Annotated in this window: 2 protein-coding genes; one reads left to right on the plus strand and one right to left on the minus strand. The window is 65.5% G+C overall.

Going from position 1 to position 1,749, the window contains the following annotated elements:
- Positions 1-54: 54 nt before the first annotated feature.
- Entirely contained in the window at positions 55-465 is a 411-nt protein-coding gene (locus tag ACESNG_RS19715; protein ID WP_373060679.1) for a RidA family protein, read from the minus strand.
- Between ACESNG_RS19715 and ACESNG_RS19720 the strand changes: the two genes are divergently transcribed.
- Positions 459-1,649, plus strand: coding sequence for an alanine racemase (locus tag ACESNG_RS19720; protein WP_373060680.1), 1,191 nt, complete (start codon positions 459-461; stop codon positions 1,647-1,649). The genes ACESNG_RS19715 and ACESNG_RS19720 overlap by 7 nt on opposite strands.
- Positions 1,650-1,749: the final 100 nt, after the last annotated feature.

Genomic DNA, 1,749 nt, shown 5'->3' on the forward strand with positions numbered 1-1,749 from the left:
AAACGGTCGACTCGTGGCGTACACCACGACCAGCGGGGGTGTCATCTCCCTGCCCTAGAGCGCGGCGATCGCCGAGATCTCGACGAGAATGCCGCGCAGCGATGCACCGACCACGGCGCGCGCCGGGTACGGCGGCGAGAATACAGTCCGATATACACGGTCGAACGTACCCCAGTCGTTCTCGTCAGCCAGATACACGGTAAGGCTCACGACATTGGCGAGTGTCGCGCCGCCGGCAATCAGAATGCGCTCCATGTTCGCCAGTGTGAGACGCGTCTGGGCTTCGATGTCCCCGTCCAGAATCTCCCCGGTGGCCTGATCGCGCGGCGTCTGTCCCGAAACAAACATCAGGCTCCCGGTATTTGCGGTGCGCACGCCCGGAGAGTAGGCTCCCGCAGGGGCCGGCAGGTTGGGTAGCACAACCGGAGTCCACGGACGACCGGACGGTGCATCAGCGTGTGGCATTTTTCTGTCTCGAAGAAAGGGGGGGCGCGATGGCAACGTATCTCGAGCAGCTCGAGACACCAGTACCGATCGTCGACATGGATCGGCTCGCGTTCAATCTGGACCGGATGGCGGCGTACGCTACCCTGCACGGTCTCCAGTTGCGCCCGCATGTGAAAACGCACAAATCGCCGCGCATCGCCGCCGAGCAGTTGCGTCTTGGCGCCGTGGGGCTCACCTGCGCCACGTTGCGCGAAGCCGAAGTGATGGCGGAAGGGTGCGACGACCTGCTGGTGGCGTATCCGCCGGTGGGCGCCGCCCGACTGGAACGGCTGGCGCGGTTGCCGCAGGATGTCCGGGTCACGGTGGCGGTCGATGATGCGCAGGCGCTCGATGCGCTCAACGTGGCGGCCCGGCTCGGACGGCGACAGTTCGATGTGTTGGTAGAAGCCGACCTCGGCATGCATCGTGTGGGAGTGTCGTCGCCCGAACGTGCCGTGGCGATCGCCCAGCACATCGATCGCGCGTCGGCGCTGAACTTTGCCGGCATGCTGTTCTATCCCGGGCACATTCGGGAAGCCGTGGGCGAACAAAGGGCTGCCCTGACGCAGCTTGGCTCGGACATCGCGACCTACGTGCAGGCGCTCGGCGCCGCGGGCTTGCCACCGCGCATCATCAGCGGCGGTTCGACACCGGCGGCGTGGCGTATGCACGAAGTGCCTGGCGTGAACGAAGTGCGACCGGGCACCTACGTGTACAACGATCGCACAACCGCTATGATCGGAGCCTGTGACTGGGACGATTGTGCGCTCACCGTGCTCGCTACGGTCGTCAGCGTAGCCGTGAAAGGTCAGGCCGTGATCGATGCCGGCACGAAGGCACTGGGACGCGAACCCTTGCGCGCTGAAGGCGACGGATATGGGTCCGGATATGGCGCGCTGCTGGATCGTCCGGAAGTCGTGGTGTCACGGATGTCGGAAGAACACGGCATCCTTGACCTCTCCAAGACCGCGTGGCGTCCGCGTCTGGGCGATCAGGTTCGCGTGGTGCCGAACCACGTCTGCATCGTGGTCCATTTGTTCGACGAAATCATCGGCGTGCGCGGACACGTTGTCGAAACGCGCTGGCCGGTGGAAGCGCGCGGCCGAGGTCCTGCCCTCGATGAACTTGCCGAAGGGCCGTCGCGCCCCCGCGCGGTGCAGTAGTTGACTACACGCGCGCGATCGGGCCCGTGCGGCCTCGCGCGAGCTTGACCAGATCCATCGGCGCCAGCGAGAGTTCGAGTCCACGGCGTCCCGCGCTCAC

Source organism: Gemmatimonas sp., assembly GCF_041689975.1.
GTDB lineage: Bacteria > Gemmatimonadota > Gemmatimonadetes > Gemmatimonadales > Gemmatimonadaceae > Gemmatimonas.

Coding starts and splice junctions, on each gene's coding strand:
- ACESNG_RS19715 (WP_373060679.1), bottom strand. CDS start 465: ATGCCACACGCTGATGCACCGTCCGGTCGTCCGTGGACTCCGGTTGTG.